The sequence below is a fragment of the Brevundimonas sp. genome, from assembly GCF_036402095.1.
Classification (GTDB): Bacteria; Pseudomonadota; Alphaproteobacteria; order Caulobacterales; family Caulobacteraceae; genus Brevundimonas.
Genome location: NZ_DASWTO010000061.1, coordinates 1 through 14,056 on the forward strand (window position 1 = coordinate 1; position 14,056 = coordinate 14,056).

The following is a 14,056-nucleotide window of genomic DNA, read 5'->3' on the forward strand; positions in this document are numbered from 1 at the left end:
GGCCCGCGGCATCGCCCTCGACACCCGCGGCCGCCTGACGTCGTCGAACGGGCGCGTGACCTACGTCGCCGCGGCCTGCACGCCGGTCACGGTCGTGCGGCTCGAACTGGGCGAGAACGACGTCACCGACGTCTCCGGCCGGGCCTGTCCGACCGGCCGGCCGCTGGTCAGCATCGCCGACGGGCGCTGGCGCGCCGACGGCGCCCTGGCCGGCCTCGACGCCTCCGCCCCCTTCCTCGCCATGCACTTCCGCGACGCACGCGGGCGCTTCACCGCCACCGGCGGCCCGGCCGGACTCGGCCTCGAAGCAGGCATCGACGGCGCCACGGTCGAGGACGCCCCCACGCCGCTGCGCTTCAACCCGTTGCAGGCCTCAGGTTCGGCCCGGCTCGCCGGCGAGGACTGGACCGGCGCCTTCGACCTGTCGCGCGACCAGACCGCCCTCGGCCGCCTGACCCTCGCCCATGACGGCCCTTCCGGCGCCGGCGGCCTGACCATCGACGCCCCCTCCATCGTCTTCACGGAAGACGGCCTGCAGCCGGCCGACCTCAGCCCCCTCGCCGGCGACTTCGTCGGCTCGCCCGCGACCGGCTCGGTGTCGTTCGAGGGCCGGGTCGACTGGCTCGCCGACGCCGAGGGCTCCAGCTCCGGCCGCCTCACCATTCCCCACCTCGACTTCGTCAGCCCGGCCGGTCCGGTGAAGGGACTGAAGGGCGTCGTCGACTTCGTCAGCCTGGCGCCCCTCGTCACCGCCCCCGGCCAGCGGCTGACAGCCGACCTGCTCGAGTCCGTGGCGCCGCTGACCGACATCGAACTGACCTTCGGCCTCGACAAGTCCGCGGTGACCGTCGAGGGCGGCGACCTGGCCGTGGCCGGCGGCGTCGTCCGCGTCGAGCCCTTCGCCCTGCCGCTGGATCGCAGCCAGCCGTTCACCGGCGTCATCGTGCTGGACAAGGTCCAGCTGGGCGAGATCATCGCCGGCGCCGGATTCGGCGACAGGGTGGCGCTCGACGCCGTCGTCTCGGGACGCCTGCCCTTCACCTCCGACCCGACGGCGGGCATCCGCATCTCCGGCGGGACGCTGGCCGCCGTCCAGCCCGGCCGCCTGTCGATCCAGCGCGAGGCGCTCAGCGGCCTCGAGGCCGGCGGGGGCGGGGAGGGCGTGCCGCCCAACACGGTCCAGGACCTCGCCTACCAGGCCATGGAGAACCTGTCGTTCGACATCCTCTCCGCCGAGGTCAACAGCCTGGACGCCGGCCGCATCGGCGTCCTGTTCCACATCCGCGGCCGCCACGATCCGCCCGTGCACCAGGAGCTGCGCATCGGCATCGCCGAGTTCATCAGCCGCGAGTTCCTCAACCGCGAGCTGCCCCTGCCCTCGGGGACCGGCATCGACCTGACCCTCGACACCACGCTGAACCTGAACCAACTGGTCGGCGATCTGCTGGAGCTGAACCGGGCCCGCGCCGGCCAGCCTTCGCCCGGGGCCGCCGCGCCGCCGCCCGCCGACCCGACGCCGCCTTCACCCACGGCATGATCGCGCCGCCTTGGCCGTTCAGAACCCGTTCACCCTGTCCGGCGTTAGATCGCCGCGGATCAATACCGGAGACCCTGCCCATGACCCGGACGCGCGCACGTCTCGCCCTGATCGGCTTCATCGCCGCCGTCGGCGCGGGCGCCTGCACGCCCACGGTTCGACTGCAGGTCGATCCGATCCAGATCTACGCCAAGCTGGACGCCGATATCCGCGTCCGTCTCGACAAGGAGCTTCAGGACCTCCTCGCCGAGAACCCGAACCTGTTCTGATGCGAAAGCCGCTTCCGATGTCGTTCCGCAAGCTCTTCGTCATCACCGCCGCCGTCGCCGCCCTGGGCGTCGCCGCCGGCGCCGCCTTCGCGCAGACCTCGCAGCAGAAGGCGATGATCGACGCCGCCAAGGCGCAGGGGGTCGTGGGCGAACAGGCCGACGGCTATCTCGGCTTCCGTCAGCCTTCCTCCGACACCGCCCTGACCCAGGCGGTTACGGTGACCAACAACGCCCGCCGCGAAGGCTACGCCCGCAGCGCCCAGGCCGCCGGCGACGGCGCGACCACCGAGGCCGCCGGCGCGCGCGCCTTCCAGACCATCGTCATGCCCCGCATCCAGAGCGGTCAGTGGTACCGCAACGCCCAGGGCCAGTGGGTCCAGCGCTGACGGCAGGGGCCGCGAGGCGCGCACCTGCGTAATCCTACGAGGGTGCTCCCGGCGGCGGGGTCGGCGTAGGATCGACGGATGTCCCCAGTACGCATTGTTCTTGTCGCCGCCGGCGTCGCCGTCCTGTCGATCGCCGGCATCAGCTGGGCCTGGACCGCCATCGGCGGCGGCGCCATGCCCGCCCACGGTTTCGTCGCTCTCACCCTCGGCGTCCTCGGCACCATCGCCCTCGCCTGGATTCTGATGGCCCTGGCCTTCCGCTCAGATCGCGACGGCTGGGACGAACGCGCCGATCGCTCGGGCAGCGCCGACATCAAGAAGCTCGACGAGTCTTGAGCCCGCGCCCCGCCCGGGCGATAGGTCGCCGATGACCGACACCTCCGAACAGCGCCCGTCCGGGATCACCTACGCCGGCTATCTGGCGCTCGACGACCTGCTCTCGGCCCAGCATCCGCTGTCGGATCAGCACGACGAGATGCTGTTCGTCATCATCCATCAGGCCAAGGAGCTGTGGCTCAAGCAGATCCTGCATGAGGTGGCGCAGGCGCAGGCGCAGATCCGCGCCGGCGATCTGGTCCCCGCCTACAAGGGTCTGGCCCGGGTCAGCCGCATCCAGGCGGTAATGACCATGAGCTGGGACATCCTGGCGACCATGACGCCCGCGGACTACCTGCGCTTCCGCGGGGTGCTCGGCTCATCCTCGGGCTTCCAGAGCGACCAGTTCCGCCGCGTCGAATATATGCTCGGGCTCAAGGATGCGCGGTTCCTGCGCTTCCACGAGGACCGGCCCGCCGCCCATGCGGCGTTGAAGGCCGCGCTTGAGGCGCCCAGCCTCTACGACGACGCCCTCGCCCAGCTGGCCGCCGCCGGCCTGCCGGTGCCGGTCAGCGTGCTGAACCGTGACGTCAGCCAGCCGTACGAGGCGTCCGAAGGCGTCGAGGCCGCGTGGCTGGAGGTCTATCGCGACACCGCCCGATGGTGGCCGCTCTACCAGCTGGCTGAAAAGCTCGTCGATCTGGACGACGCCCTGCTGACCTGGCGGCACAAGCACGTGGTCACCGTCGAGCGCATCATCGGCCGCCGCCGGGGCACCGGCGGCACGGAGGGTGTCGCCTATCTGACGGAGACCCTGCAGCGCCGCTGCTTCCCCGAGCTGTGGTCGCTGCGCACCAGACTGTGAAGGAGGCCCGGATGCGTATCGTCCTGCTTGCCGCCGCCCTGCTCGGCCTCGCCAGCTGTGGCCGCGAGGAAGCGTCCGCCCCTCCCGCGCCGGTCGAGCCGCTCCCCATTCCTTCGAAACCGCCCCTCGTCCAGCCACCCGAGGCGCCCTCCGTCATGGCCTTCGTCGACGCCGGCGGCGTGGAACGCCTCCAGCTCGCCTGCCGCGCCGGCGATCCGGCGTTCCGGATCACCGTGCCCGGCTTCGAACCGATCGGCAGCGAGGACCGGCTGACGCTCGGGGCCGGCGACGAGGCCTTCGCCCATGTGGCCGACCTGGAGGCGTCCGGTCCGGGGGTCGCCGCCGGCGGGCCGATCGATGCCGACCTCCTCGACCGGCTGGCCCGGGGCGAGCCGGTCCGGGCCGTCTACGGCGCCCAGTCCGTGGGGCCCCTGCAGGCGGCGCGGCCGGAGACGCTGGCCGCCTTCGCCGGGCGTTGCCGCGGCCTGCGGGACAGCTGAACAGGCAACCAATACGGCCAAGGCGGGGTTTAAGGGCGGAGAACCCGCGGGGATTCCGTCATGTCCAACGCCAATCGTCACGACATCCACGTTCTGAACACCCTGATCCAGACCACCATCGATAGCGCAGACGGCTATCGCCTCGCGTCGACCGAGACCGACGACCCGGGGCACCGCGACCTGTTTGGCCGCCGCAGCTTCGAACGCCGCCAGGTCGCAGAGGAACTGCAGTCGACCGTCCGCGCCCTCGGCGGCGACCCCGCGGCCGAGGGCTCGATCCTGGCCAAGGCCCAGCGCGCCTTCGCCGACGTCAAGCACGCCCTGATGCGCGATGAGACCGGCATGATCGGCGCCGTCGAGACCGCCGAGGAGGCCGTCCGGGCCCGGTTCGAAAAGGCGCTGGAGGACAGTCACATCTCGGCCACGACGCGCGACACCATCCGCCGCGCCTTCTCCCGCGTGAGCGAGGGCCGCGACGAGGTGCACGAGCTCCGCCACAGCCTCGAAGGTCAGCGCGACGCGGGCAACCGGCTGTACCCCCACTAGCGGCGGCGCATGAAAAAGGCCCCGGCGTCTCCACCGGGGCCTTCGTCATTTCAGGACCGTGAAGCGGCTTACGCTTCGGTGTCGGCCGGGCCTTCGGCCTTGCCGGTTTCCGGCACCACCACGCCCTTGGGCGCGCGGACGGTCTGCTTCTCGGCGATCCGGGCCGACTTGCCGCGGCGATCACGCAGGTAATAGAGCTTGGCGCGCCGCACGACGCCGCGACGCTTGACCTCGATGGAGTCGATGTTCGGCGACAGGATCGGGAACACCCGCTCCACGCCCTCGCCGAACGAAATCTTCCGCACGGTGAAATTCTCGTTCACGCCGCCGCCGGCGCGGGCGATGCAGACGCCCTCGAAGGCCTGGATGCGTTCGCGCTCGCCTTCCTTGATCTTGACCATGACCCGCAGCGTGTCGCCGGGCTGGAAGTTCGGGATGTCGCGCTTGGCGATCAGGCGGGCTTTTTCTTCGGCTGCGATCGTCTGCAGGATGTTCATGTCATTCTCCTCGAGCTTTTGCGCTCTTTACCTGTGATTTGGCGGGCTCAAGTCCCGCAGGGTGTTTCGCCAGATGCGCCGCCCAGAGATCCGGCCGCCGCTCCCGCGTGGTCTTCGCCCGCTGCTCTTCGCGCCATTGTGCGACCTTCTTGTGGTCGCCCGACAGAAGCACCTCGGGTATCTCCAGCCCCTCGAACGTCCGCGGTCGCGTGTACTGCGGATATTCCAGAAGCCCGTCCTCGAAGCTCTCCGAACCCAGGCTTTCGGCCTGGCCCAGCACTCCGGGGATCAGTCGTACGCACGCCTCGATCACCACCATCGCCGCCGCCTCGCCGCCGGCGAGCACCGCGTCTCCGACGGAGACCTCCTCGAACCCGCGCGCGTCGAGCACGCGCTGATCCACCCCCTCGAACCGGCCGCACAGCACCGTGACGCCGTCGGCTTTGGCCCATTCCTTGACGCGCGCCTGGGTCAGGGGCCGACCCCGGGCGCTCATGTACAAAAGCGGCCGCGCCGGTCCGGAAACGCTGTCCAGCGCCCTCGCCACCACGTCCGCCTTGAGCACGGCTCCCGGTCCGCCACCCGCGGGGGTGTCGTCCAGGAAGCCGCGCCTATCCTCGCTGAAGCCCCGAATGTCAAGGGTTTCGAGGCTCCACAGGCCCTTCTCGCGCCACGCCGTGCCGATCAGCGACACGCCGAGCGGCCCCGGAAAGGCCTCGGGAAACATGGTCAGGACGGTGACGGTGAAGGGCGGGCGGGCGGTCATGGCGCGGCTCATAGCGCAATCGCGCCCAAGCAGCGAGCGACCGCGTCGTGCGCGTCAGCGCCCTACCGGCGTGACCCGATCCAGCCGTCGACCTGGTCCTCCAGCACGTCGAGCGGCACCGAGCCGGAGCCCAGCACCACGGCGTGGAAGTCGCGGATGTCAAACCGGTCGCCGAGCGCCGCCTGGGCCCGATGCCTCAGCTCCATGATCTTCAACTCGCCGATCTTGTAGCTGGTCGCCTGCCCGGGATTGGTGATGTAGCGCTCCACCTCCTTGACGATGTCGCGCTCGCTGAGCAGCGAGTTGGCCCGGAAATACTCGATGGCGTCCTCGCGGCTCCAGCGCTTGGCGTGCAGACCGGTGTCCGTCACCAGCCGCACCGCCCGCCACAGCTCGGTCGAGAGCCGGCCGAAATCCGAATACGGGTCCTGATAGAAGCCCATCTCCTTGCCCAGCCGCTCGGCGTACAGGCCCCAGCCCTCGGCGTAGGCGCCGTAGCCGCCGAAGCGGCGGAACGACGGCAGGCCCTGCATCTCCTGCGCCCAGGCGATCTGGAAATGGTGCCCCGGCGCGCCCTCGTGATAGCTGATGCCCTCGATCTGCGGCTTCAGCACCTGGGTCATGTCGGACAGGTTGACGTAGTAGATGCCGGGCCGCGAACCGTCCGGGGCCGGGGCGTTGTAGAAGGCGATCGAGGCCGTCGCCTCGCGCCACGGCTCCACCGCCCGCACCTCCAGCGCCGCCTCCGGGAGATCGCTGAACCACTGCGGCGCCGCCGCCATCACCTGGGCGATGAAGGCGCGGCTGTCGGCCAGATACTGCTCCTTGCCCTCCGGCGTGTCCGGATACTGGAAGCGCGGATCGGTCTTCAGCAGGGCGAACATCTCCTGCAGCGAGCCCTCGAACCCGACCTGGTCCATGATCGTCTGCATCTCGGCGTGGATGCGCGCCACCTCGTTCAGCCCGATCTGGTGGATCTGGTCCGCCGTCAGGTCGGTGGTCGTCGAAAGCCGCAGGCGGGCGTTGTAGTAGTCCTCGCCCTGCGGCAGCCGCCATACGCCCGCGTCGCGGTCCGGCATCGCCGCCGCCTGCGCCTGCACCTCGGCCAGCGCCGCCAGCACGTGCTCGTAGCCGCGCTTCCACTCGCCTGTCAGGGCCGCCCGGCCGTCGGCCAGCAACTGGTCCTTGGTGAAGGCGTCGACCTGCATCGGGTCGAGGGCTTGCACCTTCCTCTGGAAATCGGCCCAGACCGGGTTGTCGGCTCCGCCGTCGAACGGCGCGCCGGTGATGATGTTGCGGGTGTTGGCGATCGACGGCTCGAACACGAAATTCGGCGAGATCACGCCCGCCGCCGCGCGCTGGCGCAGTTCGGCCGCGATCTCGCCCATGACCCGCTCGGAGTCCCGCAGACGCGAGACATAGGCCTCGGCGTCGGCGACGCTGTCGACCCGGTGGTTGTTGATCATGAACACCGGCAGACCCGTGGTCGGATTGCCGTTCGCCGCGAACTGATAGCCCCAGTCCCGCCAGCGGTTCGACAGCCGCGCCTGTTCGACGCCGTACTCAAATAGCCGCCACGACATCCGGCTCTGTTCGCTCAGGGTCTGCGGGTTGAACTGGTCGTTCAGCTGCTCCAGCTGCCGCTCCATCAGCGCCAGGCCGCGTTCGGCGGCGGCGTCGGTGACCTCGTCCAGCTTGCCGTAGTCGCGCTTGATGCCCAGCGAGGTCATGGTCTGCGGCGACAGGGCGATCCGCTCCTGGAAGGCCTGTTCGAAGAAGGCCGCCAACCGCGCGTCCTCGCTCTGCGCGACGGCGGCCGGCGCGGCGGCGTCCTGCGCCAGAGCCATGGCTGGCGCGCCCGCCAGAACCGCGACCGCGCAGACGGTGGAGACGAGCAGACGACGCATGGAAACCCTCCCGGACACTTCAGCCCGGGACCATCACCGCTGACACGCCGCGGCGCAAGTTACGGCGGCGTCAGGATTCCCCTAGAACTCCCGCCAGCTGTCGCCGGGATCCCGTTCGCCGGGGTCGACGCTCTGCTGCCCCCAGGCGACGATCATCAGCAGCTTGTGGCTGCGGATGCGGAACTCGCCGGTCATCGGCAGGACCGCGCCCAGCGGGGCGCCCGTTTTCGGCTCGTAGAGGAAGGCCGAGAACTCGGCCACGCCGACCCGGTCGCGGCGGCTGTAGACCGACAGTTCCGGGACAGAGACGACGTTGAAGCTGTCGTTGATCGGGATGCGCATCTCCGGCACCCCGAACACCCGGCGCATCTGCTCCAGCGACAGGGCGCCGGCGCGCAGCTCCAGCACCGCCTCGGCCTCCTGCTTCGAAGACGCCAGCGCATAGCCTGCCTCCGACAGGGCCGCCCGCACCGCGCTGACGGCGTAGGGCGCGTTCTCTGCGCGGAAATAGGCGTCGTCGACGAACACCCGCGTCCCGTCCGGGATCGGCAGGGTCAGGCCCTCGACGGCGCGGTCGGCGGCGCGGGCGACCAGCAACTGCTCGGTGGCCGTGCGCGACGGATAGGTTTCGGAGGTCGAGGCGCAGGCGCCGAGGGCCAGCGCGCCCAGCAGCGCCAGCGACGCGGTGATGCGAATGTTCAGCTTACCAGCTCCCGGTGTTGGGCATGGAGGCCCAGGGCTCGGCGGGCGCCAGCGGCGCGCCCTCCTGCAGCAGTTCGATCGAAATCCCGTCCGGCGAGCGGACGAAGGCCATGCGCCCGTCGCGCGGCGGCCGGTTGATCGTCACCCCGCCGTCCATCAGCCGCCGGCAGGCGGCGTAGAGGTCGTCGACCTTGTAGGCCAGGTGGCCGAAATTGCGCCCGCCGCCATAGGGCTCCGGGTCCCAGTTGTAGGTCAGCTCGACCTCGGGCGACCGCTCCGCCTCGGAACGCGCCTGATCGGCGGGGGCGGCGAGGAAGACCAGGGTGTAGCGACCCGCCTCGTTCTCCATCCGCCGCATCTCCCGCAGACCCAGCAGGTCGCACCAGAAGCGCAGCGAGGCGTCCAGGTCCGTCACGCGGACCATGGTGTGCAGATAGCGCATGGGTCTTCCGGTCGTGGGGAGCGGCGGGAGGCGGAGGCGGCCTCTATAGCGGCCGATGGCCGCGATCGCGACTCACGCCCTGTTTCGACAGGTGCGCGGCGGCGCGGCGGCTGCTAGAGCCGGGGCTCTCGCGCCCGTTGGGCCACGACCGGGGACTGCATGCTTCGCAAGCTTTACGACTGGGTTTTCTCGCTGGCCCGGAGCCGGCACGCCACGCCGGCCCTCGCCGTCATCTCCTTCGCCGAGAGCTCGATCTTCCCCGTCCCGCCCGACGTCATGCTGGCGCCGATGATCCTGGCGCGGCCCGAGAAGGCCTATTTCTACGCCTTCGTCTGCACCGTCGCCTCGGTTCTGGGCGGCATCCTCGGCTACGCCATCGGCTACTATCTGACCGATCTCGGCCTGTGGCTGATGAATCTGCTCGGCCACTCCGACGGCCTGGCCGAGTTCCAGCACTGGTTCGACCAATGGGGTCTGGCGGTGATCCTGATCAAGGGCCTCACCCCCGTCCCGTACAAGCTCGTGACCATCGCCTCGGGCCTCGCGGCCTTCAGCTTCCCGGTCTTCGTCGCCGCCTCAGTGGTCACCCGCGGGGCGCGCTTCTTCCTCGAGGCCTGGGTGCTCCGGCGCTGGGGCCCGGCCATGCTGGCCCAGGTCGAGAAGCGGCTGGCCATGTGGAGCGTCATCGGCATCGTGGTGCTGGTCGGCGCCGTGTTGGCGGTGAAGCTTCTCTGAGCGGGCGAGCCGCATCGACGCCGCGCTCCGGCCCCGCTATGAACGGTGTCCGATGAGAGGCCTGTACCGACTCCTGACGCGGTGGTGGACCGCCTTCGCCCTTGCGGCCTCGCTGGCGCTGCTCGGCGCCGCGCACGCGTTCGAGCGCTTCGGCGGCCTCGCGCCCTGCAACCTCTGCCTCAAGCAGCGCGAGGTCTACTGGGGCGCCGTGGCCATCGCCCTGACCGCCACCCTCTGGCATGTGATCAGCCGCGGCAGCCGCGGCACCCCGCGCATCGCCGCCTTCCTGCTGGCGGTGGTCTTCACCACCGGCGCGATCACGGCCGTCTTCCACATGGGCGGCGAGAACGATTGGTGGGAGCTCCCGGCGGCCTGCATGGGCGGCGGCGACGTCAGCCTCGAAAGCCTCGCCGCCCTGGCCATGGGCACGGCCCCTGTCGAGGCGCCGGTCTACTGCGACGCGGTGACGTGGCGCTTCCTCGGGCTCAGCATGGCAGGATGGAACGCGCTGATCTCGGTCGCATTGGCCGTGTTCAGCCTGCTCGCCGCCAAGAGGCCCAAGGATGCCCGTGCCCCCCGCTCCTGAACCGGCTCCCGGGACGAAGTCCGAACGTCCGGTCCGCCTGGCTCATCCGGGCCGCGGCGCCAGCCGCCGGCGCCGCGCCGAAATCCTGCGCGTCGATCACGCCGGCGAATACGCCGCCGTCCACATCTATCGCGCCCAGAAGGCGGTCTTCGAAGGGCGCGCCGGCAAGGAGGCTATCGCCGCCGACATGGGCGAGATGCAGGCCCAGGAAGCCGTCCATCTCGCCCGCTTCGAGGCCCTGCTCAACGCCGAGCGCGTACGCCCGACCCTGATGACCCCGGTCTGGCGTCTCGCGGCCCTCGGCCTCGGGGCGGGCACGGCCCTGCTGGGCGAGAAGGCCGCCCACGCCTGCACCGAGGCGGTCGAGAGCGTCATCGAGGAACACTACGCCGACCAGATTTCCGAGCTGGCGGACCGGGACCCGGCGCTGGCCGCCGAGCTGGCGAAGTTCCGCGCCGAGGAACTGGCCCATCACGACCACGCTGTCTCGCACGGCAGCCGCGAGACGCCCGGCTACGGCCTGCTCAGCTCCGTCATCAAGGCGGGCTGTCGCGCCGCGATCAGGATCAGCGAACGGGTGTGACGTCGAAGGCCAGTAGCAGGGTCCGCTGCCGGGCGTGGCTGTTGTCGTCGGACAGGATGTAGACCCGCATCCGGTCCCCGCGCCCCGTCGCCGCGATCCCTTCGAAATCCTCGATGATCGACGGCAGGCTCAGCTCGACCAGCACCGGCCCCAAGGCGCCCGAGGGCTTCATCCGCCGGATGCGCGCCCGCATGTCGATCGGGCCCCGGAACCGCCGCTGGACCACGAACCAGCCCGCGCCAGCCGGATCGCGGTCCATGCCGGTGATGCGCCAGTCGGACACCGGGATCGGCGGAACCGGGGACGTCTCCACCGCGACACAGGCCTCGGGCCCGCAGTCCCAGACGCCACCGGCCTCGCCCGCCACGCGCCAGCCGTCGGGGGCCGCCGCCAGCGCCTCGATCCCCGCGTTGCCGTGGGGGACGGGCGGGGCCGCGAGGGCCCGAGGCCGGTCGCGGGGCTCATCGGCCGCTCCATAGGACCACAGCCGCGGCCGCTGCTCGAAGCCGACGATCAGCACGCCGTCGGCGGTCACCGCCAACGCTTCGGCGTCGCCGTCGGACTTGGTCGGGAAGGCGCGGCCGTCCTCGCCGGTCAGGGCGCGCATGCGCAGGTTGGACAGGCCTGCGGGACGTCGCCGGCCGTCCAGCAGCAGCCGGGCGCGGAACAGGTCCCCGGCGTCGCTGACCATCAGCAGGTCCTCGCCCCATAGCTTCAGATCTGAAAGGCCATGCAGACGCTCGCCCCTGAGCGCCAGTCCGCCGGCGAAACGGACCCCGGGAGCCAGCCGCACCCCGCCGGGAATCCCGAGCCCGACCGGGCGCGTCTCCACCGCCAGCGGCGTCCATCCGTCGGGCGCATCCGGCGCGGCCGGGTCGACGACCGCGGCGCCGGCGCAGGCTGACAGCAGGAGGCAGGCGGCAAACGGCGCCAGCCGCCTCAAGCCGCCCTCCGGCGCCGCGTCGGCGCCGCCTTCGGCTCGCTCTCGAACAGTTCGGCCAGCTTCTCGATCATCACACCGCCGAGCTGCTCGACATCGACGATGGTCACGGCGCGGCGGTACCAGCGGGTCACGTCGTGGCCGATGCCGATGGCGATCAGCTCGACCGGCGAGCGCATCTCGATCTCGGCGATCACCTGCCTCAGATGCTTGTCCAGATACAGGGCCGCATTGGCCGACTGGGTCGAATCGTCGACCGGCGAGCCGTCCGAGATGACCATCAGAATCTGCCGCGCCTCCGGCCGGGCCAGCAGCCGGTCGTGCGCCCAGTTCAGCGCCTCGCCGTCGATATTCTCCTTCAGCAGCCCCTCGCGCATCATCAGGCCGAGGTTCTTCTTCGCCCTCCGCCACGGCGCGTCGGCCGACTTGTAGATGATGTGCCTGAGGTCGTTCAGCCGCCCCGGATTGGCGGGCTTGCCGGCGCTGATCCACGCCTCGCGGGCCTGCCCGCCCTTCCACGCCCGGGTGGTGAAGCCGAGGATCTCGACCTTCACGCCGCAACGCTCCAGCGTCCGCGCCAGGATGTCGGCGCAGACCGCCGCCACCATGATCGGCCGCCCGCGCATCGAGCCCGAATTGTCCAGCAGCAGGGTCACCACCGTGTCGCGGAACGGGCTCTCGCTCTCGGCCTTGAAGCTCAGCGGGCTGGTCGGGTCGGTGATGATCCGGGTCAGGCGGGCGGTGTCCAGCACACCCTCTTCCAGATCGAAGGCCCAGCTGCGGTTCTGCTGCGCCATCAGGCGGCGCTGCAGCTTGTTGGCCAGCCGCGCGACCACCGACGACAGCGCCGTCAACTGCTGGTCGAGCAGGGCCCGCAGCCGCTCCAGCTCGTTCGGGTCGCACAGTTCGGCGGCGTCGATGATCTCGTCGTAGGCGGTGGTGAACACCCGGTAGGCGTCGACCGGCCGGCCGTCGTCGCCGACCTCCTGCCGGTTGGGCAGGGCGCCCTCGTTGATGTCCGGGCCCTCGTCCGAGGCGTCGCCGTCCGGGTCGGCCGGCGCCCCGTCCGGACGCGAGTCGCGTTCCTCGCCGGCGGTCTGGTCGTCGGTCGAGCCGTCCATCGACTGGCCCTCGCCGCCGCCGGCGTCGTCCTCCTCGTCCTGCTCGTCGGAGGCGTCGGGCTCCTGCGGATCAGGCTCCTCGTCGCCCTGGTCGTCCGAGAGGTCGTCGCCGCGCCCGTCGCCGGGATCGAGGTCCAGCGCCCGCAGCACCTCCTTCAGCCGCGCCGCGAAGGCGGTCTGGTCGTCCGCGACCTCGGTCAGGGCGTCGATCTTCGCCCCCGCCTTCGCTTCCAGCTCGCCCCGCACCAGGTCCAGCAGCGCCCCGGCCCCGTCCGGCGCCCGCTGGCCGGTCAGACGTTCGCGCACCAGCAGGGCCACGGCCTCCGCGGCCGGCACACGCTCCGCCTCCGTGACCCTCAGGGCTCCGGTCCGCTCCAGTCGCGTCAGCAGCGCCGCGTTCATATTGGCCCGTACGCCCGCCAGCGACTGCGACCCGACCGCCTCGACCCGCGCCTGCTCGACCGCCTCGAACACATCGGCGGCCTTGGTGTCGGCGGGCCGCAACCGGGCGTGCAGCGCCTCATCGTGATTGGCCAGCCGCAGCGCCAGCCGGTCGGCCTGCCCGCGCAGCGACGCGCTCTCGGGCCCGCCCGGATCGCGCGGCGGGTGCGGCAGGGTCAGGACGCCGTCGGCCAGCCTCGGTCCGTCGGAGCCGAACACCACCTCCAGCTCCGACTGCTCCGCCAGCGCTCGCGCGGCGTGGGCCAGCGCGCGCTTGAAGATTTCGGCGGGGGTCTCTGCGGAGGCCATGGCGTCCGGTCAGCCTTTCGCCTCAGTGCGCCTCGGGCGGCCGCGCGGCGGGGCTGAGATATTCGCTCTCCGGCTTCGGCTTCCGAGACAGGGCGAAGCGGCGGTCGCAGTAGGCGCATTCGACAAAGTCGTCCTCGCCCATGTCCATATAGACCAGCGGATGGCCCAGGGCGCCGCCGCCGCCGTCGCAGGCCACGCGCTTGGTCGAGACCACGATCTCTTCCGGCGGCGGGATGATCGCATCGGGATGGCGGGGCGGCATGATCGACCTTGGGCTGGGAGGGCGCGTCGGTGCGATTTCCTAGGCGGCGCGCCGCCCGCCGTCAAACCTCGCGCGGCTTGCGCCCGAACATCCGGTCGAACAGCGCCTTGCGCCGTCTGAAGATGGTCCAGCCCAGCGACCCGGCGGCGACCCACAGTCCGATTTCGCCGACTACCGCCAGCGGCCCGCCGTACATCAGCGCCTCGCGCAGATCGAAATGGCCCAGCTTGTAGAACACCGCCACGGCCGCCGAGGCCCCGTAGCCCAGCAGGCAGAAGCCGAAGGCGGTCCAGCCGATCAAACGAATGCGGCTCATCGAAATTCTCCGTCAAGCAGACTGTTCATAA

The 14,056-nt window shown here is 70.9% G+C and carries 19 protein-coding genes; 10 read left to right on the forward strand and 9 right to left on the reverse strand.

Going from position 1 to position 14,056, the window contains the following annotated elements:
- The 7 genes from VGD32_RS05100 to VGD32_RS05130 form a co-directional block, all read left to right on the forward strand.
- Positions 1–1,537: intermembrane phospholipid transport protein YdbH family protein (locus VGD32_RS05100; protein WP_331030823.1), on the forward strand; the 1,537-nt coding region annotated here is incomplete at its 5' end.
- Positions 1,538–1,617: 80 nt separating this feature from the next.
- Positions 1,618–1,806, forward strand: coding sequence for a YnbE family lipoprotein (locus VGD32_RS05105; RefSeq protein WP_331030824.1), 189 nt, complete (start codon positions 1,618–1,620; stop codon positions 1,804–1,806).
- Positions 1,806–2,192: a YdbL family protein gene (locus tag VGD32_RS05110; RefSeq protein ID WP_331030825.1), complete on the forward strand. Its 387-nt coding sequence runs from the start codon at positions 1,806–1,808 to the stop codon at positions 2,190–2,192. Before VGD32_RS05105 ends, VGD32_RS05110 begins: the two co-directional genes overlap by 1 nt.
- A 78-nt stretch (positions 2,193–2,270) precedes the next feature.
- Positions 2,271–2,528 (forward strand): hypothetical protein, encoded by a 258-nt coding sequence (locus VGD32_RS05115; protein WP_331030826.1) that lies wholly within the window; start codon positions 2,271–2,273, stop codon positions 2,526–2,528.
- Between the two features lie 31 nt (positions 2,529–2,559).
- On the forward strand, positions 2,560–3,372 hold the full coding sequence (locus VGD32_RS05120; RefSeq protein WP_331030827.1) for a tryptophan 2,3-dioxygenase: 813 nt from the start codon (positions 2,560–2,562) through the stop codon (positions 3,370–3,372).
- An 11-nt stretch (positions 3,373–3,383) separates the two neighbouring features.
- Entirely contained in the window at positions 3,384–3,872 is a 489-nt protein-coding gene (locus VGD32_RS05125; RefSeq protein ID WP_331030828.1) for a hypothetical protein, read from the forward strand.
- Between the two features lie 60 nt (positions 3,873–3,932).
- The gene (locus VGD32_RS05130; protein ID WP_331030829.1) at positions 3,933–4,418 is read left to right on the forward strand and encodes a PA2169 family four-helix-bundle protein; all 486 of its coding nucleotides are present in this window, start codon (positions 3,933–3,935) and stop codon (positions 4,416–4,418) included.
- 68 nt (positions 4,419–4,486) lie between these two features.
- On the opposite strand, the gene rplS is transcribed toward VGD32_RS05130, so the two are convergent.
- The 5 genes from rplS to VGD32_RS05155 form a co-directional block, all read right to left on the reverse strand.
- A complete protein-coding gene (gene rplS / locus VGD32_RS05135) occupies positions 4,487–4,915 on the reverse strand; it encodes a 50S ribosomal protein L19 (protein ID WP_331030830.1) in 429 nt (142 codons plus the stop codon).
- A 1-nt stretch (position 4,916) separates the two neighbouring features.
- The gene (gene trmD / locus VGD32_RS05140) at positions 4,917–5,681 is read right to left on the reverse strand and encodes a tRNA (guanosine(37)-N1)-methyltransferase TrmD (RefSeq protein ID WP_331030831.1); all 765 of its coding nucleotides are present in this window, start codon (positions 5,679–5,681) and stop codon (positions 4,917–4,919) included.
- A 62-nt stretch (positions 5,682–5,743) separates the two neighbouring features.
- On the reverse strand, positions 5,744–7,588 hold the full coding sequence (locus tag VGD32_RS05145; protein ID WP_331030832.1) for a DUF885 domain-containing protein: 1,845 nt from the start codon (positions 7,586–7,588) through the stop codon (positions 5,744–5,746).
- Between the two features lie 81 nt (positions 7,589–7,669).
- A complete protein-coding gene (locus VGD32_RS05150) occupies positions 7,670–8,290 on the reverse strand; it encodes a DUF6655 family protein (protein ID WP_331030878.1) in 621 nt (206 codons plus the stop codon).
- Between the two features lies 1 nt (position 8,291).
- The gene (locus VGD32_RS05155; RefSeq protein WP_331030833.1) at positions 8,292–8,732 is read right to left on the reverse strand and encodes a VOC family protein; all 441 of its coding nucleotides are present in this window, start codon (positions 8,730–8,732) and stop codon (positions 8,292–8,294) included.
- Between the two features lie 159 nt (positions 8,733–8,891).
- On the opposite strand from VGD32_RS05155, the gene VGD32_RS05160 reads away from it, so the two are divergent.
- From VGD32_RS05160 to VGD32_RS05170, 3 genes are read left to right on the forward strand one after another with little or no spacing between them, the layout of a single operon-like run.
- Positions 8,892–9,467 carry a YqaA family protein gene (locus tag VGD32_RS05160; RefSeq protein ID WP_331030834.1) on the forward strand — a complete coding sequence of 192 codons (576 nt, stop codon included), beginning with the start codon at positions 8,892–8,894 and terminating at the stop codon, positions 9,465–9,467.
- 52 nt (positions 9,468–9,519) lie between these two features.
- Positions 9,520–10,053, forward strand: a complete 534-nt coding sequence (locus VGD32_RS05165; protein ID WP_331030835.1) for a disulfide bond formation protein B — start codon at positions 9,520–9,522, stop codon at positions 10,051–10,053.
- Positions 10,031–10,636 carry a demethoxyubiquinone hydroxylase family protein gene (locus tag VGD32_RS05170; RefSeq protein WP_331030836.1) on the forward strand — a complete coding sequence of 202 codons (606 nt, stop codon included), beginning with the start codon at positions 10,031–10,033 and terminating at the stop codon, positions 10,634–10,636. Before VGD32_RS05165 ends, VGD32_RS05170 begins: the two co-directional genes overlap by 23 nt.
- Here VGD32_RS05170 and VGD32_RS05175 read toward each other — a convergent pair.
- The 4 genes from VGD32_RS05175 to VGD32_RS05190 all read right to left on the reverse strand — a co-directional run bounded on the left by VGD32_RS05175 (position 10,620) and on the right by VGD32_RS05190 (position 14,025).
- Positions 10,620–11,579, reverse strand: coding sequence for an esterase-like activity of phytase family protein (locus VGD32_RS05175; RefSeq protein ID WP_331030837.1), 960 nt, complete (start codon positions 11,577–11,579; stop codon positions 10,620–10,622). The two genes, VGD32_RS05170 and VGD32_RS05175, sit on opposite strands and share 17 nt — an antisense overlap.
- Positions 11,576–13,447 carry a cobaltochelatase subunit CobT gene (gene cobT / locus VGD32_RS05180; RefSeq protein ID WP_331030838.1) on the reverse strand — a complete coding sequence of 624 codons (1,872 nt, stop codon included), beginning with the start codon at positions 13,445–13,447 and terminating at the stop codon, positions 11,576–11,578. The genes VGD32_RS05175 and cobT overlap by 4 nt, the downstream gene beginning before the upstream one ends.
- A gap of 22 nt (positions 13,448–13,469) precedes the next feature.
- Positions 13,470–13,709: a zinc-finger domain-containing protein gene (locus VGD32_RS05185; protein WP_331030839.1), complete on the reverse strand. Its 240-nt coding sequence runs from the start codon at positions 13,707–13,709 to the stop codon at positions 13,470–13,472.
- A 61-nt stretch (positions 13,710–13,770) separates the two neighbouring features.
- Positions 13,771–14,025, reverse strand: a complete 255-nt coding sequence (locus VGD32_RS05190) for a hypothetical protein (protein ID WP_331030840.1) — start codon at positions 14,023–14,025, stop codon at positions 13,771–13,773.
- Between the last annotated feature and the right edge of the window lie 31 nt (positions 14,026–14,056).